At 69.3% G+C, this 21,554-nt stretch carries 18 protein-coding genes and 1 pseudogene; 5 read left to right on the forward strand and 14 right to left on the reverse strand.

Annotated features, from left to right (window positions below):
* The 6 genes from D0D37_RS00005 to D0D37_RS00030 all read right to left on the reverse strand — a co-directional run.
* The coding region (locus tag D0D37_RS00005; RefSeq protein WP_162834015.1) for an APC family permease at positions 1-1,235 on the reverse strand (1,235 nt) is incomplete at its 3' end.
* A 35-nt stretch (positions 1,236-1,270) separates the two neighbouring features.
* Positions 1,271-2,614 (reverse strand): MFS transporter, encoded by a 1,344-nt coding sequence (locus D0D37_RS00010; RefSeq protein ID WP_208719720.1) that lies wholly within the window; start codon positions 2,612-2,614, stop codon positions 1,271-1,273.
* 154 nt (positions 2,615-2,768) lie between these two features.
* Positions 2,769-4,175 carry an aspartate ammonia-lyase gene (locus D0D37_RS00015; protein WP_116198382.1) on the reverse strand — a complete coding sequence of 469 codons (1,407 nt, stop codon included), beginning with the start codon at positions 4,173-4,175 and terminating at the stop codon, positions 2,769-2,771.
* A 24-nt stretch (positions 4,176-4,199) separates the two neighbouring features.
* Positions 4,200-5,324, reverse strand: coding sequence for a M20 family metallopeptidase (locus D0D37_RS00020; protein WP_116198383.1), 1,125 nt, complete (start codon positions 5,322-5,324; stop codon positions 4,200-4,202).
* The gene (locus tag D0D37_RS00025; RefSeq protein WP_116198384.1) at positions 5,324-6,001 is read right to left on the reverse strand and encodes a DUF1028 domain-containing protein; all 678 of its coding nucleotides are present in this window, start codon (positions 5,999-6,001) and stop codon (positions 5,324-5,326) included. The genes D0D37_RS00020 and D0D37_RS00025 overlap by 1 nt, the downstream gene beginning before the upstream one ends.
* Positions 5,998-6,420: a RidA family protein gene (locus tag D0D37_RS00030; RefSeq protein ID WP_116198385.1), complete on the reverse strand. Its 423-nt coding sequence runs from the start codon at positions 6,418-6,420 to the stop codon at positions 5,998-6,000. Before D0D37_RS00030 ends, D0D37_RS00025 begins: the two co-directional genes overlap by 4 nt.
* Positions 6,421-6,644: 224 nt before the next feature.
* On the opposite strand from D0D37_RS00030, the gene D0D37_RS00035 reads away from it, so the two are divergent.
* A complete protein-coding gene (locus D0D37_RS00035; protein ID WP_116198386.1) occupies positions 6,645-7,919 on the forward strand; it encodes a flavin-containing monooxygenase in 1,275 nt (424 codons plus the stop codon).
* 248 nt (positions 7,920-8,167) lie between these two features.
* Here D0D37_RS00035 and D0D37_RS00040 read toward each other — a convergent pair whose 3' ends face one another.
* A complete protein-coding gene (locus D0D37_RS00040; protein ID WP_116198387.1) occupies positions 8,168-9,106 on the reverse strand; it encodes a beta-ketoacyl-ACP synthase III in 939 nt (312 codons plus the stop codon).
* A gap of 64 nt (positions 9,107-9,170) precedes the next feature.
* Here D0D37_RS00040 and D0D37_RS00045 point away from each other — a divergent pair, with 64 nt between their 5' ends.
* Positions 9,171-9,764 carry a TetR/AcrR family transcriptional regulator gene (locus D0D37_RS00045; RefSeq protein ID WP_116198388.1) on the forward strand — a complete coding sequence of 198 codons (594 nt, stop codon included), beginning with the start codon at positions 9,171-9,173 and terminating at the stop codon, positions 9,762-9,764.
* Positions 9,765-9,771: 7 nt separating this feature from the next.
* Here the strand turns inward: D0D37_RS00045 and D0D37_RS00050 are convergent, their stop codons facing one another.
* Both D0D37_RS00050 and D0D37_RS00055 read right to left on the reverse strand, forming a co-directional pair.
* On the reverse strand, positions 9,772-10,695 hold the full coding sequence (locus D0D37_RS00050) for a LysR substrate-binding domain-containing protein (RefSeq protein WP_116198389.1): 924 nt from the start codon (positions 10,693-10,695) through the stop codon (positions 9,772-9,774).
* A gap of 14 nt (positions 10,696-10,709) precedes the next feature.
* Positions 10,710-12,620 (reverse strand): annotated as a pseudogene (locus D0D37_RS00055) (primary-amine oxidase); the annotation flags it as partial.
* Between the two features lie 126 nt (positions 12,621-12,746).
* Here D0D37_RS00055 and D0D37_RS00060 point away from each other — a divergent pair.
* The gene (locus tag D0D37_RS00060) at positions 12,747-13,355 is read left to right on the forward strand and encodes a TetR/AcrR family transcriptional regulator (RefSeq protein ID WP_208719721.1); all 609 of its coding nucleotides are present in this window, start codon (positions 12,747-12,749) and stop codon (positions 13,353-13,355) included.
* On the opposite strand, the gene D0D37_RS00065 is transcribed toward D0D37_RS00060, so the two are convergent.
* Both D0D37_RS00065 and erm read right to left on the reverse strand, forming a co-directional pair.
* Positions 13,346-14,806 (reverse strand): aldehyde dehydrogenase family protein, encoded by a 1,461-nt coding sequence (locus D0D37_RS00065; protein WP_116198392.1) that lies wholly within the window; start codon positions 14,804-14,806, stop codon positions 13,346-13,348. The genes D0D37_RS00060 and D0D37_RS00065 overlap by 10 nt on opposite strands.
* Before the next feature lie 102 nt (positions 14,807-14,908).
* Positions 14,909-15,670, reverse strand: coding sequence for a 23S ribosomal RNA methyltransferase Erm (gene erm / locus D0D37_RS00070; RefSeq protein WP_116198393.1), 762 nt, complete (start codon positions 15,668-15,670; stop codon positions 14,909-14,911).
* A gap of 474 nt (positions 15,671-16,144) precedes the next feature.
* Between erm and D0D37_RS00075 the strand changes: the two genes are divergently transcribed.
* The gene (locus D0D37_RS00075) at positions 16,145-17,020 is read left to right on the forward strand and encodes a DUF2382 domain-containing protein (RefSeq protein WP_116198394.1); all 876 of its coding nucleotides are present in this window, start codon (positions 16,145-16,147) and stop codon (positions 17,018-17,020) included.
* Positions 17,021-17,086: 66 nt separating this feature from the next.
* Here the strand turns inward: D0D37_RS00075 and D0D37_RS00080 are convergent, their stop codons facing one another.
* The 3 genes from D0D37_RS00080 to D0D37_RS00090 are packed head-to-tail and all read right to left on the reverse strand — an operon-like array spanning position 17,087 to position 20,464.
* A complete protein-coding gene (locus D0D37_RS00080; RefSeq protein ID WP_116198395.1) occupies positions 17,087-17,830 on the reverse strand; it encodes a succinate dehydrogenase/fumarate reductase iron-sulfur subunit in 744 nt (247 codons plus the stop codon).
* Positions 17,827-19,755 (reverse strand): fumarate reductase/succinate dehydrogenase flavoprotein subunit, encoded by a 1,929-nt coding sequence (locus D0D37_RS00085; RefSeq protein ID WP_116198396.1) that lies wholly within the window; start codon positions 19,753-19,755, stop codon positions 17,827-17,829. Before D0D37_RS00085 ends, D0D37_RS00080 begins: the two co-directional genes overlap by 4 nt.
* A 1-nt stretch (position 19,756) precedes the next feature.
* A complete protein-coding gene (locus tag D0D37_RS00090) occupies positions 19,757-20,464 on the reverse strand; it encodes a succinate dehydrogenase cytochrome b subunit (protein ID WP_244223318.1) in 708 nt (235 codons plus the stop codon).
* A gap of 83 nt (positions 20,465-20,547) precedes the next feature.
* On the opposite strand from D0D37_RS00090, the gene D0D37_RS00095 reads away from it, so the two are divergent.
* Positions 20,548-21,471: a LysR family transcriptional regulator gene (locus D0D37_RS00095; protein ID WP_116198466.1), complete on the forward strand. Its 924-nt coding sequence runs from the start codon at positions 20,548-20,550 to the stop codon at positions 21,469-21,471.
* The last annotated feature ends 83 nt before the right edge of the window (positions 21,472-21,554 follow it).

A 21,554-nucleotide genomic window follows, 5' to 3' on the forward strand; every position in this document is an offset into this window, starting at 1 on the left:
GAAGTACCCCGACGTCGACCGCCCGTCACCCGGAACGGGCGGTCGACGTCGGGGTACTTCCGCCGCAGCACCAGGATCGTCGGGAAGATCAGCAGATACGACAGCAGCAACGTGCTGACCGCGATGTTGAGCACGACCGCGAACACCGCCGACGCCGAACTGCTCTGCACGATCGTCGCCACCACCGTGAACGCAGTCGCGACCACGCCGGACAGCAAATTGACCCGCAACGGAGTGTTCAGCTTCGGATGGAACGCCCCGAACCACCGCGGAAACGCGCCGTCGACGGCGGCCATCGCCTGGATGCGGTCGGACGCGATCATCCACGAGCAGCCCTGGTTCAGCAGGACGAAGACGAACACGATGGCGGCGAGCGTCAGCATCGCGCCCGAAGCACCGCCGTAGACGGAGAACACCTGGCGCACCGCGTCGAGGAAACCGCCGAGTCCGTTGATCTTGTCCGCGGGCATCACGAGCACGATGCCGAAGACCGGCACCAGATAGCACAACGCCGAAACCAGGCCGGAAACGCCGACGGTGACCGGGATATCGCGACGCGGGTTGTGCATCTCCTCAGCGGCGCCGTTGGGAGCCTCGAAACCGACCAAAGCGAACATCAGAACCGGCACTACGGCAAGGAATCCGCCGATAGTCGGCGAGAAGGCCAGCGAGCCGTGGACGCCATGGCGAGCCGCGTAGATCGCCGCGGTGACCGCGAAGAGCACTACCAGGCCGACCTTCAGCAGCGCCCCGGCGGCGATGAACCACTTGCCGTACCGCAGGCTCACCACCGCGCCGAGGATCGCCAGCCAGATGAAGACGAGCTTGAACGCGTAGTCCGCGAACCCGCCCGGGGAGGCGGGAACGAGGTACTGCTGCCAGGTCGCCGCGGCGAGGAAGGTGATCGATCCGCCCAGCCACACCGGGTTGGTGATCCAGTACAGCAGCGTGCCGAGCGCGGCGGGCAGCTTCCCGAACGCGAGCCGCAGCCAGACGAACGGCCCGCCCTCCGCCGGGAACGCGCTGCCCAGTTCGGCCATGACCAGCCCGTACGGGAACAGGAACAGCACCAGGAGCACGGCGGTCCAGGTGACCGCCTCCGCCCCGGAAGTCGCGATCTGGCCGATGGTGTCCACCGAGATGATGGCCGCGATCGCGAGGAAGATCGAGTCGATCCGGCGCAGATTCCGCCGCAGGTTTCCGGATTCGCTGTTGACGAAGGTGGGTTCGGACACGCTTCACCGCCTTTGGTGAATCGAGGGGGGAGGAGTCAGGCTTCGGTGTTCTCCAGGTCTTCCTTGTGCAGCAACGGAGTTCCGACGGTCTCGCGCATCGAGAAAGCGGCGATGAGACCGACGGCCGCCGCGGCCATCAGGTACGGGCCGGGCACGAGGGTGCTGCCCGTAGCGGAAATCAGGACCGTCATCAGGTACGGCACAGTGCCGGCGAACAGCGCGGCGGTGATGTTGTACGCGATCGAGAGGCCGCTTTGGCGGGTGCGGGTCGGGAAGATCTCCGCGGACCACACCGCGTAGGTGCCGAGAATCGCCGCCAGGATCGCCCCGAGGGCGAGCCCGCCGATCCAGGTGCCGACGAGGCCGGTGCGCATCAGCAGGTACGCGGGAGTGGCGAGGACGAACAATGCGACGCCCGCGCCGATCAGGATGGGCCGCCGGCCGATGCGGTCGGAAAGGCGGCCGAAGAAGGGCACGAGGAACAAGCCGACGAGCGAGATCACCGTGGACAGTGCCGCCGCGCTGCCGGACGAGTGGCCGAGGTAGTCGGTCTCGTAGGTGACCAGATAGGTGAGCACGGCGTAGAACGGCACGTGCATCATGGTCATCAGGCCGGCGGCCTGGAGCAGCTGCTTCTTGTTGTGGCGGAACAGTTCCCGGACCGGGCTGCGGGGCACGTTGTCGGTCGCTTCGAGGGCGCGGTACTCGGGGGTGTCCTCGATCTTGCTGCGGATGACGAACCCGATGATGCCGAGCGGCGCGGCGATCAGGAACGGGACGCGCCAGCCCCACGAGGCCAGTTGCGCGTTCGTCAGGCCGAGCGACAGCAGCAGGAAGACGAACGAACCGGCGAGGAAGCCCAGCAGCGAACCGACTTCCAGCCAGCTGACGCCGAATCCGCGACGCCGCCGCGGCGCGTACTCGGCGAGGAAGCTCGCCGCGCTGCCGAACTCGCCGCCCGCGGCGAGACCCTGCACCAGGCGCAGCAGCACCAGCACGATCGGGGCCGCGATGCCGATCGTGGAGTAGCCCGGCAGCAGGCCGATCACCAGGGTCGCGCCGGACATCACGAAGATGACCACCGACAGCGTCCGCTTGCGGCCGATCTTGTCGCCGAGCGGTCCGAAGATCAGCGCGCCGATCGGCCGGATCCCGAACGACACCGCGAAGACGCCGAACACCGCGAGCAGCCCGGCGGTGGAGTTGCCCGCCGGGAAGAAGACGGACGCGATGGTGCCGGCGAGGTAGGCGTAGGCGGCCCAGTCGAACCAGTGCACGAAGACGCCGACGGCACCGGCGGCGACGCTGCGCCGCAGCATGGCGGGATCGGCGCTCTGTTCGACCAGGTCTGGCGCCGGAGAGGCGTCGGGTGCGGTCATGAGTGGCCTCCTTGGACCGGTTCTTCGGGAGGACGCTAAGAGCGGCCCACGGCATCTAACAAGAAGTAATAAGCAAAGCAATGCATCTGTTCGGGTTATGCAGAGGCGCTGAGCTGTGCCGACACGAGGGTCTGACGGCGGCGAAACCCAGCGTTTACGTGCGGGACGGCCCGCCGGTGAGAGCCTGCGGGGTGGTCAGCGAGACGACCTGCTCGTCGGTGAGCAGCTGCCGTTCCCGCACCAGTTCCAGCGCCGGTCGGCCGGTCTGGTGTGCTTCCAGGGCGAGTGTGCACGCGGTTTCGTAGCCGAGCGCGGGACTCAATGCCGTGACCAGCCCGGTCGAGATAGCGACGAGGTCGGCCAGGTGTGCTTTGCGCGCGGTGATGCCGCGTACGCACTGTTCGGCGAGCACTCGCGCACCGGCGGTGAGGTGGTCGAGGCCGGCGGTCAGGGCCCGCGCGATGATCGGTTCGAAGGCGTTGAGCTGCAGCTGTCCGCCCTCGGCGGCGAGCGTGATCGTGACGTCGTTGCCGATGATTTCGAAGGCGATCTGGTTGACCGCTTCCGGGATGACCGGGTTGACCTTGCCCGGCATGATCGACGACCCGGCCTGCCGCGCGGGAAGCGTGATCTCGCCGAACCCGGCCTGCGGGCCGGACGAGAGCAGCCGAAGATCGTTGCAGATCTTGGACAGTTTGACCGCCACGCGTTTCAGCACGCCGGACAGCTGCACGAACACGCCGACGTCTTGCGTCGCCTCGATCAGGTCGGGCGCGGAGACGAGCGTCGTGATCCCGGTCAGCTCGCGCAGGTGCGCGACAGCCCGCTCCCGGTACCCTGGACGCGCGTTGAGGCCGGTCCCGATCGCTGTTCCGCCGAGGTTCAGTTCATGCAGCAGCAGCCGGGCTTCGGCGAGCCGTTGTTCGTCCTCGGCGAGCGTGGCGGCGAACGCGCCGAACTCTTGACCCAGTGTCATCGGGACGGCGTCCTGAAGCTGGGTGCGGCCCATCTTGAGGACGTCGGCGAACTCGAGTGCCTTGTGCGCGAACGCTTCCCGCAGTCCGGCGAGCGCAGCGAGGAGTTCCGCGAGGTGCCGGTCGAGCGCGAGTTTGACCGCGGTGGGGTAGACGTCGTTGGTGCTCTGGCCGAGGTTGACGTGGTCGAGCGGGTGCAGGTGCGCGTAGTCGCCGCGGGCGTGGCCGAGGAGTTCCAGGGCGCGGTTGGCGACGACCTCGTTGGCGTTCATGTTCGTCGAGGTCCCGGCTCCGCCCTGGATGAGGTCGACGACGAACTGGTCGTGCAGCCTGCCGTCCCGGATCTCCGCACATGCCTGCTGGATGGCCGCGGCCTGTTCTGGGGAGAGGGCACCGACTTCCGCGTTGGCGCGTGCGGCGGCCTCCTTGACGGTGGCCAGCGCGGCGACGAGGTGCGGCCGGTCGGCGAGGGTTTCGCCCGTGATAGGGAAATTGACCAGCGCGCGGGCGGTGTGCGCGCCGTAATAGACGTCGCCGGGCACGCTGATTTCGCCGAGCATGTCGTGCTCGGAGCGGGTGTGGGACATCGGTGTCCTTCCCGGGGCAGGAGGTTAAAAAGTACGGTCGACGCCGGTCCACGCCAGCGCGATCGCGCCGTCGAGCAGGGCCCGTTCCGCGGTGCCGCCGACGCAGTGCGCGGCGAATTCGCGCTGGTGGTTGATCGCGGGCAGCGACCCGATGCCGATGTAGGGATGGATGGCGGGCACGACCTGCGAGACGTTGCCCATGTCGGTGGACGCGCGGTTCATCCGCGACGCCGTGCCGTCCGGCGCGAATTCACGGCCGAGTTCGAGGGCGTTGGCGCGATAGGCGGCCAAAGCGGTCTCGTCGGCGCGGAATTCGGCGTAGGGCTTGCTTTCCGGCTCCACGCTCAGCTCGCAGCCAGTGGCCAGCGCACCGGCCTCGAAGGCCCGCATCACGCGTGGCTCCAATTCGGACAGTTCCGCCAGCGTTTCGGCTCGCACATACCACCGGCCGGACGCGTGTTCCGGGATCGCATTGGGAGCGTCTCCGGCGTGCGTGACGATGCCGTGCACCCGCGCCGAGGCCGGAAGCTGTTGCCGCAGAAGGCCGATCGCGACCTGGGCGACGGTGAACGCGTCGGCGGCGTTGACCCCGGCTTCGGGATAAGCGGCGGCGTGCGCGGACTTCCCGGTGTAGGAGATCTTCGAATGGCTGACGGCGAACGGCCGCGCTTCGGCGACGTCCACCGGTGCCGGATGCACCATCATCGCGAGGTCCACACCCGCGAAAGCACCGCGTTCCAGCAGCTCGATCTTGCCGCCGCCGCCCTCTTCCGCCGGGGTGCCGTAAACCTCGACGGTGATCCCGAGGTCGTCGGCGACCACGGCGAGTCCCAGTGCGGCACCGATGGAGCTGGCCGCGATGAGGTTGTGCCCGCAGGCGTGGCCGAGGCCGGGCAGCGCGTCGTATTCGGCACATAGCGCGATCCGCTTGGGGCCGGAGCCGAAGCTGGCGTGGAACGCGGTGTCCAGGCCGAGGTGCTTCGACGTGACGGCGAACCCGGCCCGGTCGAGCAACTCCGGTACCGCAGCCGCCGCGCGATGTTCTTCCCAGGCGGTTTCCGGATCGGCGTGCAGCCGCTCGGACAGCTGGATCAGCTCGTCGGCGTGCCGGTCGACCGCGGCGCGGACTGCCGTCTTGCTGGCGGCCATCACTCGTCTCCCGGAACGCCGTAGGACGGCGCGGACGCGGGGTTCAGGCCGCGGGTGACGTAATCGTCGCGCTGGGGGAGCCAGACGTCGAGGAGTTCGGCGAGCTGGTCGATCGGCTCGTCTGCCCAATCCACGCGCAGATCCGTGACCGGCCATTCCGCGGCGGACACCGCGACGAGCCCGGCGGACCGCACCGGACCTTCCTCGCCGCCCGCCGCGAGCCCGGCGCGCATCGCCGCGACGAGGCGCTGTTCCAGCTCGCCGGTCGAGTCGAGGAAAGCGTCCACCATGGACTGAGGGATGTGGTCGCCAGCCAGCATGTTGCCCGCCACGACCACGCCGTCCGCGGTTGCCGAGGCGTGCGTGCCGAGGGTTTTCGAGCCGCTGTAAGCGAAACCGGGCCCGGTGGGACCGAGCACGGTCAGCTGCCGGTACTCGATGTGTTCCGCAGTCGACGTGATCTCGGCGAGCGCCTTCTCCGGATCACCGTGTTCGGCGAGCCGGTCCAGCAGTCGTCCGCCGAGCCGCGGGTCGGTGATGTTCTGCGAGGCGGCCGCGCCGAGACCCGGGCGCAGGTGCGCGACGCGGGCGACGACTGCCGGACTGGACGAACTGGCCGCGATCCCGAACCGGACGGTGCCGCCGGAAGTGTCGCGGGCGACGATCGAAAAGGTCACTTCTCCTCCTCCGGGATCACCGCGATGGCGTCGATCTCGCACAGCCATTCCGGCCGGGCGAGCGCGGACACGACCACGCCGGTCGAGATCGGGTGAACGCCCTTGGTCCAGCGCCCGACGGTGCGGTAGACGGCCTCGCGGTAGCGCGGGTCGACCAGGTAGATCGTCAGCTTGACCAGGTGTTCCATGCGGCTGCCTGCTTCTTCGAGCAGCATGTCGATGTTCGCCATCGCCTGCTCGGCCTGCGCGGCGACGTCGCCGATCCCGACCGATTCGCTCGTGTCGAGGTCCTGCCCGATCTGGCCGCGCACGTAGACCGTGCCGTTGGCGACGACGGCCTGGCACAGGTCGTTGTCGAGGTTCTGCTCGGGGTAGGTGTCCCGCGTGTTGAACGGGCGGATGCGACGGTGGACAGTCACTGCGTGGCCTTCCCTGCGGCGGTCGTCGGACGCCTCAGCCTGACCGCGAGCCCGAGGTTCTGTCCAGTAGATCTTTCCGGACCAATGCATCGGAATTTATGATGCACCCTGCATCGGAAAATCAGATCTTGAGTGCCGGAAACATCTGTTGGACACGGGCAGTGCGGGCAGTGAGGATCCGGAGACGGCGCTGAACCGCGCTGAAGCCGGAGCGGAGGTCTGGGATGTCGAGCGAACAGGTGGAGGCCCTCGTCGTGGGCGGGGGGCAGGCCGGCCTGGCGATGAGCGAGCACCTGAGCGAGTGCGGCGTGCCGCATCTCGTCCTGGAACGGAACCGGATCGCCGAACGCTGGCGCTCGGAACGCTGGGACTCGCTCGTCGCGAACGGCCCCGCGTGGCACGACCGGTTCCCCGGCCTGGAGTTCCCCGACGTTGCCCCCGGCGAGTTCGCGTCAAAGGAGCAGGTCGCGGCCTATTTCGAGGCATACGCGGAAAAGATCGCCGCGCCGATCCGCACCGGGGTCGAAGTGACGTCCGTGCAGCGGCACGAGGGCAGGCCCGGGTTCCGCGTCGAGACCTCGGAAGGAACGATCGACGCCCGGTTCGTCATCGCCGCGACCGGCCCGTTCCAGCGCCCGGTCATCCCGCCGATCGTGCCCGCCGACGCCGCTCCGGTGCAGATGCACTCCAGCGGCTACCGAAACCCGGATCAACTCCCCGAAGGCGCGGTGCTGGTCGTCGGCGCGGGTTCGTCGGGCGTCCAGATCGCCGAGGAACTGCGCCGCGCCGGGCGTGAGGTGTACCTGTCGGTCGGCCCGCACGATCGCCCGCCGCGCAGCTACCGCGACCGCGACTTTTGCTGGTGGCTGGGCGTTCTGGGCAAGTGGGACGCCGAAACGCCGCCCGCCGGCGCGGAACACGTGACCATCGCGGTCAGCGGCGCCCGCGGCGGGCACACCGTGGACTTCCGCGCGCTGGCCGGACTCGGCATCACGCTCGTCGGCATGACCGGCGCGTATGCCGACGGCAAGCTCAGCTTCGCGACGGACCTGGCGAAGAACATCGCGGCGGGCGACGAGAATTACCTTGCCCTGCTTGACGAAGCCGACGCCTACGTGGCTCGCAACGGACTCGACCTGCCCGAGGAACCGTCCGCCCGCGAGCTGGGCCCGGACCCGGCTTGTGTCACCGATCCGCTGCTGGAACTGGATTTGGCCGCGGCCGGAGTGACGTCGATCGTCTGGGCTACCGGCTTCGCGGTCGACTACAGCTGGCTGCAGGTCGACGCTTTCGACGAGAACGGACGGCCGAAGCATCGCCGCGGCGTGTCGGTCGAGCCGGGTGTGTACTTCATCGGCCTGCCGTGGCTGGCTCGGCGTGGGTCGAGCTTTATCTGGGGTGTGTGGCACGACGCGAAGTTCGTGGCTGACCACGTCGCGATTCAGCGCGGGTACCAGAGCCAGTCCGAGACCGCGGACAGCCTGCGTTCGGGGCGCTGATCGAAGCGAGGCCGGTCCACCACTCGGGCTGAGGAGCGCGAAGGCGGTCCGGGGCCGCCGCCGTGGATGCGACGGCCGCGACGAACGCGCCGAGCGAATGCCCGACGAGCGTGAACCGCGCGAGCCCGTCCAGCGAGCGCAGGACGTCGTCCCGAAACGACGTCAGCGGACAGGACCGGAGTCGTTCGGCCGCAGCGGATCCCCGGTCCCCGGGCTGCGCGCGGCGGCGTGCGGGCAGACCAGGTCTTTCATGGACAGGTCACGACCTGCCCCGCCCACGAGAGCCCGCCGCCGAAGGCGAAGAGCAGCACCGGCTCGCCCGGCGGCAGCTCGCCGCGCGAGACCATTGTGGACAGTGCGAGCGGGACGGACGCCGCCGAGGTGTTTCCCGAATCGACCACGTCCCGGCCGATCACCACGTCCTCGCGCAGGTCGAGGCGGCCGGTCAGCGCCTCGATGATCCGCAGGTTGGCCTGGTGGGTGACGACTCCGGCGAGGTCGGTGGTGGCGATGCCCGCGCGATGGCAGGCTTCAGCCGCGACGGCGGGCAGTTCCTGGGTCGCCCAGCGGAACACCGACTGTCCGTCCTGGGCGAACGCCGGCTGCCATTCGTCCACGAGCCGGACCAGGTCCCTGCGTGCCGGGTCGGAGCCCCAGACGACCGGTCCGACCGCCGCGGTGTCGGCCGCGCTGAGGACGGCCGCCCCGGCGCCGTCGCCGAGCAGGACGCAGGTGCCGCGGTCGGTCCAGTCGGTGACGTCCGACATCTTCTCCGCGCCGACGACCAGCGCGTGCCGGGCGGCCCCGGCCTGGATGGCGTGGTCGGCGGTGGCCAGCGCGGTGCAGAAGCCGGCACAGCCGTTGTTGAGGTCGAAACAGACCGGAGCCGGGATGCCAAGGCGGCCCGCGACCTGGGCGGCGATCGACGGGCAGCGGTCGATCGCGCTGCAGGTGGCGACGGTGACCAGGCCGACGTCGCCCGGTTCGAGACCGGCCGCGGCCAGTGCCTTCGCCGCGGCCTCGGTGGCCAGATCGGCGACCGAGCCGTCCGCGATGTGCCGGGCGGCGATGCCGGTGCGGCGGCGGATCCACTCGTCGGTCGTGTCGACCATGCCTTCCAGATCGGTGTTGGTCAGCACGCGGGCGGGCCGGTGGTGGCCGAGTGCGGTGACGCGGGAGCCGGGCATCTGTCCCTCCTCAAGGGTCTGGTCGCACTATAGCGACCGATCGTTCGTAATCTATAGTGGGCGCATGAGCCCCCGGAAGTCCGTGGCGGAATCCCGCCTCACCCGGCAGCGCATCCTCGACCTCGGCCTGGTGCTCGCCTCCGAGGAAGGCTTGGAGGGACTGACCATCGGGCGGCTCGCCGCCGCGCTGGGGATGAGCAAAGCGGGCGTGCTCGGGCATTTCGGCACCAAGGAGAGCCTCCAGCTCGCCGTCATCGAGGCCGCGACCGCGATGTTCGTCCGCGAGGTGCCCGAACGCGCCCGCGGCGTGCCGCGCGGCCTGCCGTATCTCCGCGCGGCCTGCGAGGCGTGGATCTCCTACCTGGAACGCGAACTGCTGCCCGGCGGCTGCTTCTTCACCGCAGCGGCGGCGGAGTTCGACGGCCGGGACGGACCGGTGCGCGATGCTGTCGTCAGGATGAGCGCGTTCTGGCAGCGCGAGCTGCGCGTCAACATCTGGCGTGCGGTGAGCCTGGATGAGCTGCCCGCGGACACGGACATCGACCAGCTGCTCTACGAGATTGTCGCGATCATGTTGGCGCTCAACCATTTCCTGCAGCTGCACGGCGACCGCCAAGCTCCGGCCCGCGCGCGCCGTGCGCTGGAACGGCTGTTCTGACGGCGGCTCAGGCAGCTTCCGGGTCGGAGTACATCACGCGGCACAGCTCCCGGAATTCCTGCGCTCGCCGGGTAAGCCGAACCCCGCGCATGGTGGCGATGACGATCTCCAGCGACGGAACCTCGTCGGTCAGTGTCAGCGGCACGACACTCGCCCCCGCATAAGTCGTGTCATCCGGCGGACGCTGGTTGAGCAACGCGAACCCGTGCCCGGAAGCCACCAACGCCCGCACGGTCTCGTACCCGCTGGTCCGATGCCGAACCCGCGGCGCCACCCCAGCGTCGCTGAGGATCGACTGCAGGTACTCCCGGCTGTGCGGCAGATCGAGCAGCACCATCGGCTCCTCGGCCAGCTCCTGCAGCGACACCTTGCGGCTCTTCCGCCGAGCGAGCCGATGCTCCGAGGAAACGAGAGCGTACGGCGCCGCGGTCCCGACCACCTCGCGGTCGATGTCGTCGTCGAGGTCGTACCCGTACAGCATGGCCAGCTCGGTCTCACCAGCCCGCAGAGCACCCTTGAGCGCCTTGTGCTCGCCCTCGCGCAACGACACGTGGACACGAGGATGCCGGGTTTCGAACTCCGCCAGCAAGCTCGGCAGCCGGAACGGCGCGAGCGTGGTGAAGCAGCCGACGGTGAGCGTGCCGACCAGATCGGTGCCGGATTGCCGCGCGGTTTCGACCAGCTCCGCGCCGTGCGCGAGGAAGTCCAGCACTCGCTTGTAGAACTCCTCGCCGGCCGTGGTCAAGCTGAGCCCGCGGGCGTGGTGGCGCAGCAGGAACTGCACGCCCATTTCCTTCTCCAGCTGCGCGATCGCCGTCGAAACAGCCGACTGCGACACCATCAGTTCCTTCGACGCGGCTGTCATGCTCAAATGCCGCGCCGCCGCCTCGAAATAGCGCAGCTGCACGAGGGTGAAGGAAGGCTCGCTCATGCCGACATCCTGCCTCAGCGGCAGCAATCCGGATGCTGCGGTTTCGGCGCGGGCGTGTCCAGCGCCGGGTTGGCGTCGAAGAATCCGCTGGGTTTGAGCGTGAATCCGGTGTGGTCGACGGGCATGATCGGCCAGTCCTCGGTGCGCGGGAAATGCGTGAGCCCGAAGGTGTGCCAGACGACGAGGTCGGTGCCGTCGAGGTCGCGATCGGCCTGGATCCAGGTGTCGATGCCGGTCTTGCCGTCGTTCTGGTTGACGTACTCGCCTGCCGGGAAGCGCTCGTCCTCGGCATACGCTGTGACCCACAGGTGCTTGCGAGTGAAAGCGGCGCGACGGGCGATGGACGACGCGTCGTCGGCCAGCAGCGGCGGCAGGCCTTCGGGATGCAGGGTGTAGCCGACGGGTTTGCCGAGCGCGTTGCGGGACTCCGGATTGCTGATCCGCCAGGTCCGGCCGAGGTTGCCGTCGGCGAGCCGGGCGGCGTCGGATTCCTTGGCCAGCCTGGTGATCTTGCGGGTGAAGGCGTTGCCGTACGGGTTGTCCGGTCCGATCGGCACGCGCTGCACGTCGATCTCGTCCACGGCGTTGGCGAGCCCGTCGACCATCATGTCCAGCCGTGCGGAGAACAGGTGCTGGTGGAACGGCGCGCCGACGCCCGGGGCGATCTCGGCGGCCCACGGATACTCCGGATCGTTGGCCGGGAAGGCCGACGCGAAGACGATGCCGGTGGCCTTGCACTCGAGTTCGATCGTGCCGTCGAGGTAGAGGTACCAGTAGAAGCCGTAGTCGTAATTGCCGACCGTGACGAAGAACGAGATGACCAGCCGCCGCTGCCGACGCGTCGAAACACTCCCGTTGTAGTGGTCAGTGTGCTTCCACAGCACCCCGGCGTCTTCCTCGTGCATGCAGATCGCGTTCGCGATGGTGTGCGGCTGGCCGTCGTCGTCGTGCAGGACGGCGTCGAAATAGCGGATCTCGCCGAGGCAGTCGCAGCCCAGGGTGAGAGAGTTGGCTTCCTTGCCCAGCGAATACTCGCCGGCGTCGAAATAGTTCTGCCAGAACCGGACCGGGCTGGGATCGCCGTAGGGCACGACCATCTCCGCGACCGAGGCGCGGTAGACGACCGGACGCAGCCGTTCGCCGTCCTGGAAGCCGATTTGGTGCAGGGTAAGGCCTTCGACCGCGTTGAAGCCGATCCGGAACTGCCACTTCTCCCACGTGACGACGTCGCCGTCGACGGTGAAACTCGGACCCTCGGGTTGGGTGATCACGATGGGCTTCTGGGTGTCACGGGCCGGGCCGTCAAGGTGATAGTCGTAGGCGGTGCGCGGGATGTCGACCGGCCCGTCGTCGATGAGGTCGTGTACCCGGCCGGCGATCAGGTCGACGTAGGCGACGACGCCGTCGATCGGGTGCGCCCACAGGTTGTCGTCCTTGTTGAGCTGCAGGAACGCCAGGCAGCGCACGAGCCGCAGCCCGGTTTCGCCCGGAATGTCGAAGCATCCGGCGCTCAGCGCGGAGATCCGGACCGAACGGGGCTCATCGATGCCGCGGCGGCGCATCGCCGCGTTCCACGCCTCGTCCTCCCAGAGGATCTTCTCGACCAGGTCGAACTCCTCGTGCAGGATCGGCGGCTGCCCCTCGGCCTCGACGTCCACCGCCCGCTCGGCCACGACCTCGCCGCTCGTCAGCGACACAACTACCTCGCGCACCGCGCCGGTCCGCCGGTCCAGGAGCAGCGAGCGGACGCGGCGCTCGACCGGGTCGCCCGGCTGCCAGGCCAGCACCGCCGCCTTCGCCGGTTCGAGCAGCGAGACGAGCGCGAACCGGGTGTTCTCGGTCGCGATTCCGGCCTCGACCAGCAGCGCGCGGTTGCCGGCGACCTCGTCTTCGGTCAGGCGAGAGAGGGGGTGGGCCATGCGGGTCTCCTCGTTCTTTGCGGTCTATCGCAAAGAATGAGCGATCCCGGTCCGGGTAGCAAGGCCCTTACGGGGTGGGTTCTGGCGAACCCGTGCTGGGTTTTTCGATGCACGTCATCAATAATCCTGGACGTGGCACGACCCAAGGACCAGGCGAAGCGGCGCGACGAGCTGGTGGCGGCGGCCGCCCGCGCGATCCGGACGCGGGGGCTGGCGGGCCTTCGCGTGCGCGACGTCGCCGAGGAGGCCGGGCTGTCGGCCGGTTCCGTCAGCTACTACTACCCGGACCTCGACGACCTGCTGTTCGAGCTGCACCGCGACGCGGTCGACCGGTTCTACTGGGCGCGAGTGCGCGCGGCGGAGGCGGAGGACGATCCGGTGCGGCGGCTCGTGCGGCTGGTCGACGCGGGGCTGCCCGCCGAAGCGGGAGATCCGCTGAGTCGGGTGTTGTACGAAATGCACGTCCACGCGGCGCGCAACCCGGCGCACGCCGTGCTGATGACGGCGTTGTGGGACCGCGAAGTGTCGCTGTATTCGGCCGCACTCGCGCACGGCCGGGACACCGGGGCGTTCCAGTTGCGCTCGCCGGCGGCGGACATCGCGGCGAACGCGGTCGCGCTGGAGGACGCCTACGGCCTGCATCTCGCCGGGCGCAACACCAGTTTGTCCGCGGCCAGGACCCGGAAGCTGCTGCTGGGGTATCTGGCCGCGGAAACCGGGCGGGACCTCGGTCAGGCGTAGGCCGTCCAGACCGTCTTGAGGCCGGTGTACTTGTCGAACGAATGCAGCGAGAGGTCCCGGCCGAATCCGGACTGCTTGAAGCCGCCGAACGGGGTCGCGGTGCTGAGTGCGTCCACGGTGTTCACCGAGACTGTCCCGGCGTGGATTCCGTCCGAGACGCGGTGTGCGCGGGCCAGATCGCGGGTCCAGACCGAGGCGGCGAGGCCGTACGGAGTGTCGTTCGCCAGGCAAATGCCTTCGACTTCGGACTCGAAGGTTTGTGCCGTGAGTACTGGCCCGAACAGCTCTTCGGTGACGAGCGGGTCGTCGGAGGCCAGGTCGGTGACGATGGTCGGGTCCAGGAACGCACCCCGCCGGGTGCCGCCCGCGACGACGGTTCCGCTGCTGGCCTCGACGGCGGCCAGCACCCGGACCGCCGCGTCCTCGTCGATCATCGGACCCAGTTTCGTGGCCGGGTCCAGCGGATTTCCAGGTACCCACCTGGCGACCTTCTCCCGCAGCAGGGCGAGAAACTCGTCGGCCACCGGCTCTTGGACGAGCAGGCGGGTCGTGGCCGAGCAGACCTGGCCGGCGTTCGCGCAGAAACCGAACGCGACCAGGTCCGCCGCGGCGTCGAGGTCCGCGTCGGCGAACACCGCGACCGGGCTCTTGCCGCCGCATTCGAGCCAGACCTGCTTGAGGTTCGACTCCCCGGCGTAGCGCAGGAACAGCCCGCCCACCGGCGTCGACCCGGTGAAGGCGAGGACGTCGACGTCCGGATGCCGTCCGAGCGCCTTGCCCGCCGTCTCGCCGAAGCCCGGAACGACGTTGAGCACCCCGTCCGGAATTCCCGCCTCCACCGCCAATTCCGCCAGCCGCAGCGCGGACAGCGGGGACTGTTCGGCGGGTTTGAGCACCACGCTGTTGCCCGCGGCCAGCGCCGGGGCGAGCTTCCACCCGGCGATGTCGAGCGGGAAGTTCCACGGCACGACCGCGCCCACCACCCCGAGCGGCACGCGCCGGATCGCGGCGAAGTTGCCGGGAGGCGTGGGCGCGACCTCGTCGTAGCGCTTGTCGAGAGCCTCGGCATACCAGGCGAAACACTCGGCGGTCGCGGGCACGTCCTGGCCGAATGTGTCCGAGATCGGACGGCCGACGTCGAGGGTGTCGCAGAGCGCCAGTTCCCGTCCGTGCGAACGGATCAGGTCGGCCAGCCTCAGCAGGCGCTTCTTGCGTTCGGCCGCGGCGAGCCGGGACCAGCGGCCGTCCTCGAACGCGCGCCGCGCGGCCGCGACCGCCGCGTCGATCTCGTCCCGGCCGCCTTCGGCCACGTGCGCGACTGGGTGCCCGGTGGCCGGATTGACGTCGGCGAAAGTCTTGCCGGACTTGGCTTCGAGCCAGTCACCGTCCACGAAGGCCGCTGTGCGGGGCCGCAGCTGCGCGGCTTCGTGCGCCCAGTCGCTGTGGTTCATTCCCGGAACCGCCTTTCGTCGCTTCCGTTCACTATCTCCAGGCGCCGTGGCCCGCGAAAGCAGAGCTTTTCGCTGCCCTGCATCGGACGGAGCGATGCAGGGTCACCGCGCCAGGTTCCAGAGCGAGGCCCACTGTTCGGCGGTCAGTTCGCGGGGGAGTGCTTGCGGGGACAGCCGCTGCCGGGCGAGCCAGGTGTGTGCCGCGCGGACGCTGAGCCGGCCGGTGCGGGGCAGGATCCCGGCCAGCCCGCGACCGCGTCCGGTGAAGACCCTGCGGACGAACTCCTGGTAATCCGCCTGTTCGGCGACGAGCGGATCCGGGCGGCGGGTGATCACGAGAATCCCGCCGTCCACGGCCGGACGGGGCCGGAACGCGTGCGCCGGGACCCGGGCGGGCACGGCGAAGTCGAACCACGGCCACCAGGCGGCGGTCATCTGGGACGCGCCGCCGATCCCGGCCCGGCGGCGGGCGACTTCCCATTGCACCAGCAGCACCGCGAGTTCCCAGTGCTGCTGGCGGAACAATCGGCGCAGGGTCGCGGTGGTGAGGTGGAAGGGAAGGTTGCCGACGACGGTGTGCGGAACGTCGGGCAGCCGGTGCCGGAGCAGATCGCCGTGGACGACTTCGACGTTCTCGCCGGTTCGCTGAGCCAGACGGCGGGCGCGGCGGGGATCGAGTTCGACCGCGGTCAGCGGACGGCCGGTGCGGCTGAGGGGGATGGTGAGAGCGCCGTCGCCGGCGGCGAGTTCCACGAGGGGACCGGTCGTGCGGTTGGCGGCACTGCAGACAGCGGCGATGACGGCGGGGTCGGCCAGGAAGTTCTGGCCGAGTTCGTGCCGTCCGCCGTAAGAGAGGGCAGACATGGGGTGCGGACTCCGCGCATGAGGAAGCGACCCGGGCACCCGGAAAGGCAGCCCGGACGGACAACGGGGGAGAGCGCGGCGGAGCGGTTGTGCTTCCGGCGCTCAGGCGTTGCGGAGGCGAGTCACTGCGTACGCGGCGAAAGCGGCACCCATGGGCGGGAGCCTAGCGGAGCCGCCCGGCCTGTCGCACCCGGATTTCCGCAGCGCTCCTCGGCCTGAACAAGGGGCCCGGGCGGAGGCCCCGGAATGCGGCCGCGGTCTTTCTGAACGGACAGATGAACGATTTTCGCTAATCGCTGCGGACCGTGTTGCCGAACGGTCCACTTACGACGGAAGTACCCGCTGATCCGGGCCCGCAAACTGACACGAAACGGGGTCGCTCAGCTGAGGGGTACGGCGCTTGCGCTGCACTTTTCCCGGCTGGACAGTGGAAGCCGAAGGACGAATTCCGATCCGGGGAAATGGAGTGGATCCATGGTACGCGCAATCCAGCCGCAGGATCTCGTCGACAGCACCGTGATGGACAATTCCGGCAGCAAGATCGGCAAGGTGGGCACGGTTTATCTCGCCGACGACACGCGCCGGCCGGAGTGGGTGACGGTGAAGACCGGGCTGTTCGGCCAGAAGGAGAGCTTCGTGCCGCTGTCGGGCGCGGGCATGGAGAACGACGGCCTGCACGTCCAGGTGGCCAAGGACCAGGTGTCCGACGCGCCGCGCATCGACGCCGAAGGCCATCTTTCCGAGAAGGAAAGCGTCGAGCTGTACAAGTACTACGGCTTGCCGGCTCCGCGGGCCGGGAACGGCGAAAACACCGGGAACCGCGGGCGCGACATGGCGGCCGGCGGCATGGCAGGCGGTGCCGCGGGCGGCGCTGCGGGCCGGGGCCGCGAATCGGCGGCAGGCGGCACCGCGGGCACGCGGCAGCCGACCGCGCGGGACACTTCCGCGGCCAAGGGCGGACGGCACGACGCGACCGGCACCGGCGACGTGGTGCGTTCCGAGGAACGGCTGCGGGTCGGCACCGAAGAGGTCGAAACCGGCCACGTCCGGCTGCGCAAGTACGTGGTGACCGAGGACGAGCAGGTGACCGTGCCGGTCACGCACGAGGAAGTGCGCGTCGAGCGGGAGCCGATCACCGACGCCAAGGCGGCGGGCAAGGCCGAAATCGGCGAGGCGGAGCAGGACGTCGTGCTGCACGCCGAGAAGCCGGTGGTGCAGAAGGAGACCGTGCCGGTGGAGCGAGTGCGGCTCGGCACTGAGCAGGTGACCGAGGAACAGACCGTCCAGGGCAAGGTCCGCAAGGAGCAGATCGACATCGACGACGACACGCGCCGGGGCAAGAAGTCCTGACCCTGCCCGCGCCGCTGCTGTCTCCCGCCGGAGGACTTCCGGACGGGAGACAGCGGGCGCGGCCGGCTATCGTCGCGAGCGGCTGGCTTTCAGGAACTCCCGGTTGAGGTTCGCGATGCTCGTCAGCGGGATCCCCTTGGGACACGAGGCGACGCATTCGCCGGTGTTCGTGCAGCCGCCGAAGTCCGCCGCGTCCATGGTTTCCACCATGTCCAGCACGCGCTGGGCGCGTTCCGGCTGGCCTTGCGGCAGGGAATTCAGGTGCGCCACCTTCGCCGAGGTGAACAGCATCGCCGACCCGTTCGGGCAGGCCGCCACGCACGCGCCGCAGCCGATGCAGGTCGCGTTGTCGAAGGCGAGATCCGCGTGCGGCTTGGGCACCGGCGTCGCGTGCGCTTCGGGAGCGCTGCCGGTCGGGGCGGTGACGTAGCCGCCCGCCTCGATGATCCGGTCGAACGCGGACCGGTCGACCACTAGATCCTTGATCACCGGGAAACCCTTGGCGCGCCACGGTTCCACGTCCAGCACGTCGCCGTCGCGGAAGGATCGCAGGTGCAGCTGGCAGGTCGTGGTGCGCTCGGGGCCGTGCGCCCGCCCGTTGATCACGACGCCGCACGAGCCGCAGATGCCCTCGCGGCAGTCGTGGTCGAAGGCGATCGGCTGCGCGCCGTCCTCGATGAGGTGCTGGTTGAGGACGTCGAGGAGTTCCAGGAAGGACATGTCCGGGCTGGCGTCGTCGACCGGGTAGTCGACCAGCCTGCCGTCGTCGTCCGGGCCGGACTGGCGCCAGACCCGCAGGGTGAGTTTCACGTGTAGCTCCGCTGGGTGGGGTGGACGTGCTCGAAGTTCAGGATTTCCCGGTGCAGCACCGGTTTCTCGCCGTACTCCCAGGCTGAGGCGTAGGAGAACCGCTCGTCGTCGCGCTGGGCCTCGCCGTCCTCGGTCTGGTGTTCCTCGCGGAAGTGGCCGCCGCACGATTCCTCGCGCACCAGGGCGTCGAGCAGGAGCAGTTCGGCGAGTTCGAGGAAGTCGGCGACGCGACCGGCCTTCTCCAGTTCCTGGTTCAGCTCCGCGCCGGTGCCGGGGACGCGGACGTCCCGCCAGAATTCCGCCCGCAGCTCCGGGATGCGGTCGAGCGCCTTCCGCAGGCCCTCAGCGGAGCGGGACATCCCGCAGTGGTCCCACATCAGGTGGCCCAGTTCGCGGTGGAACGAGTCCACGCTGCGGGTGCCGCGCACCGACAGCAGCCGTTCCAGCCGGTCGCGTACCGCGCTTTCCGCTTGGGCGACCGACGGATCGGCCGGGTCGAGCGCGGGGAAGCCGCCGCGGGCGATGTAGTCGTTGAGGGTGGCCGGGAGCACGAAGTAGCCGTCGGCTAGGCCCTGCATCAGCGCGGACGCGCCGAGCCGGTTCGCGCCGTGGTCGGAGAAGTTGGCCTCGCCGATCACGAACAGGCCGGGCACCGTGCTCTGCAGATCGTAGTCGACCCACAGACCGCCCATCGTGTAGTGGATCGCCGGGTAGATCCGCATCGGGACCTCGTACGGGTTCTCCGCGGTGATCCGTTCGTACATGTCGAAAAGGTTGCCGTACTTGGCTTCCACCGCCGGGCGGCCCATCCGCTCGATCGCGTCTGCGAAGTCGAGGTACACGCCGAGTCCGCCGGGACCGACGCCGAATCCGGCGTCGCAGACGTTTTTGGCCGCCCGCGAAGCGATGTCGCGCGGGACCAGGTTGCCGAAGCTCGGGTACATCCGTTCGAGGTAGTAATCCCGTTCGTCCTCCGGGATTTCCTGTGGAGGCCGCGGGTCGCGCGGCTGCTTCGGAACCCAGATCCGGCCGTCGTTGCGCAGCGATTCGCTCATCAGCGTCAGCTTCGACTGGTGCTCGCCGGATCGCGGGATGCAGGTCGGGTGGATCTGCGTGAAGCAGGGGTTGGCGAAGTACGCGCCACGCTTGTGGGCGCGCCAGATCGCGGTGGCGTTCGAACCCTTTGCGTTGGTGGACAAGTAAAAGGCGTTTCCGTAGCCGCCGGTCGCCAGCACGACGGCGTCCGCGAGATGCGTGGTCACCTCGCCGGTCACCAGGTCGCGCGCGACAATCCCGCGTGCCTTGCCGTCGGACACGATCAGGTCCAGCATCTCCGTTCGCGGATGCATCTCCACGCCGCCGGCGTCGATCTGCCGCGACAGCGCCTGGTACGCGCCGAGCAGCAGTTGCTGTCCGGTCTGGCCGCGCGCGTAGAACGTGCGCTGCACCTGCACACCGCCGAACGAGCGGGTGTCGAGCAGCCCGCCGTACTCGCGGGCGAACGGCACGCCTTGCGCCACCGCCTGGTCGATGATCTGCGTGGACACCTGCGCCAGCCGGTACACATTGGACTCGCGGGACCGGAAGTCGCCGCCCTTCACCGTGTCGTAGAAGAGCCGGTAGACCGAATCGCCGTCGTTGCGGTAGTTCTTCGCGGCGTTGATGCCGCCCTGCGCGGCGACCGAGTGCGCGCGCCGCGGCGAGTCCTGGAAGCAGAACTGGACCACGTGGTAGCCCTGTTCGGCGAGCGTCGCACCGGCGGACGCCCCGGCGAGGCCGGTGCCGACCACGATCACCCGGTGCCGCCGCCGGTTGGCCGGGTTGACCAGTTTCGCGCCGAAGCGGCGGCTGTCCCAGCGGTTCTCGATCGGGCCGCCCGGCGCCCGAGTGTCGGCGATCGGCTCGCCCAGTGTGTAGTCGCTCATGTCAGGCCACCCATCCCGCCATGACGGCGATCGGCACGATCAGGAAACCGCCGGTGATCACGACGGCGAGCACGGATCCCACGGTTTTCAATGCCCTGTCCCGCGCTTTGCTGGTGATCCCGAGGGTCTGCGCCGCGCTCCAGAAGCCGTGGTTGATGTGCAGGCCGAGCATCAGCAGCGCGACGATGTAGATCAGATTGACCCACCAGACCTGGAAGTCCGCGACGATGTTGTGGTACGGCTGGCCGTCGCGGAAGTCCTGGTTGGCCACGCCGACCGTGAGATCCAGGATGTGCCACACGAGGTAAAGCGCGAGCGTCGCGCCGCCCCAGCGCATGGTGTGCGTCGCGAAGCTGGCCTTGCGCCGCTGGCCGTGCGCGTACTTGACCGGGCGCGCCTGACGGTCCCGTTTGGACAGTTGCACCGCCGCGAGCACGTGCAGCACCAACGCGATCAGCAGCACGACCCGTTGGATCGAGAGGTACCAGGCGTTCTGCAGCACCGGCTCGCCGATGGTGCGCAACCAGGCCGCGTAGTCGTCGAAATGCTGTGCTCCCAGGAAAACCTTGAGGTTCCCGGCCATGTGCACGAACAGGAACGCGACGAACATCAGGCCGGTGACGGCCATGACGACCTTCTTGCCGATGGTCGAACGCCAGAACGTCACGAGCGCCGGGCGACGGCGGGGCGGAGCGGGTGCGAGTGCCACGGAATCGACGGTAGGTCGGCGCTGACGAGAGGGCAAACACCTGATTTCTCTCGACGAGATAGGCAGCGCCTATGATGGTGGTCATGCAGTTCCAGCAGCTGGCGTATTTCCTGGCAGTGGCCGAGACGCGGCATTTCACCCGGGCCGCCGAACAAATGCGTGTGGCGCAGCCCTCACTGTCGCAGCAGATCCGCGCGCTGGAACGGGATGTCGGCGCGGGGCTGTTCCACCGCATCCGCGGGAACGTCACGCTCACCGAGGCGGGGGAGACGCTGCTGCCGATCGCGCGCCGGATCCTCGCCGAGACGGAGACCGCGTATCGGGCGATCCGCGAGCTGGACGAACTGGGCCGCGGCCGGGTGCGGCTCGGCGCGACCCCGAGCCTGTGCACCGGCCTGCTGCCCGCGATGCTCGCCGCGTTCCGCCGGGACTACCCGGGGATCGAGCTGGTGCTGCACGAAAGCGGCTCCCGCGACCTGCAGACCGCGCTGTCGGAAGGCGGCCTGGACCTGGCGATGATCGTGGACAGCCGAGTCCACGACGATTCCCGGCTGGAGAGCCGCGCGCTGTTCGTCGAGGACCTGGTGGTGATCTCGCCGAAGGACGCGCCCGCGCCGGTGCGCGGCCGGATGCCGATCGCCGCGCTGCGGGACCGGCCGCTGGTGATGTTCCGGCAGGGCTACGACCTGCGCGAGGCGACCGTGGCCGCGTGTCGTGCCGAGGGTTTCGACCCGCTCTTCGCGATCGAAGGCGGCGAGATGGACGCGGTGCTGGAGTTGGTCCAGGCCGGGCTGGGCCTGGCGGTGGTGCCGAGCACCGTGGTCGGGGACCGGTTCCGCCGCACGCAGTTCACCGAGCCCGGGCTCAGCCGGGTGGTCCGGCTGGCGTACCGGCGGGATGTCGAGCAGCCGCGCGCCGTGCGAGCGCTGCAGGACGCGGTGGTGCGGTACCTGGGCGGCGGCGTTGCGCAACTGCCGCCCGGCACGCGTCCGCTCGTCGGCGGGTGATCAGCGGGCGCGGTCGATCAGCTGGTGCGCTTGCAGACCGAGGTGCGCCCGCCGCGCCAACGGCGTCGGCCGGGCCCGCCGCC

It is taken from the genome of Amycolatopsis circi (assembly GCF_003385235.1).
Taxonomy (GTDB): Bacteria; Actinomycetota; Actinomycetes; order Mycobacteriales; family Pseudonocardiaceae; genus Amycolatopsis; species Amycolatopsis circi.